Raw genomic sequence first — 265 nt, forward strand, 5'->3', positions numbered from 1 at the left:
CTTTCTTGCGCTTAAATCTGATTCGCTGAGAATTAAAAATTCATTAAAATCTTTGCATACTTTTTGTAACTTTATGGGAAACAATTAATCTGAAAATTAAAATGTTAGATCATGTTCCCTTTCTACCTTATGTTTTGAGTGCATTTATCGGTATCGGACTGGCTGCTGCGACCGGCTTCAGAGTTTTTCTGCCAATGTTTGCGGTGAGTCTCGCTTCATATCTTCATTGGATTCCGACGAATGAGAGTTTTGAATGGCTTTCCGG

At 37.7% G+C, this 265-nt stretch carries 1 protein-coding gene; it reads left to right on the plus strand.

What is annotated here, in order from left to right; translation table 11 throughout:
* Positions 1-101: 101 nt before the first annotated feature.
* Positions 102-265: DUF4126 domain-containing protein (locus tag SCA31_RS23830; RefSeq protein WP_410699477.1), on the plus strand; the 164-nt coding region annotated here is incomplete at its 3' end.

Origin of the sequence: Chryseobacterium sp. SIMBA_028, assembly GCF_046535285.1 — a bacterium.
Taxonomy (GTDB): Bacteria; Bacteroidota; Bacteroidia; order Flavobacteriales; family Weeksellaceae; genus Chryseobacterium.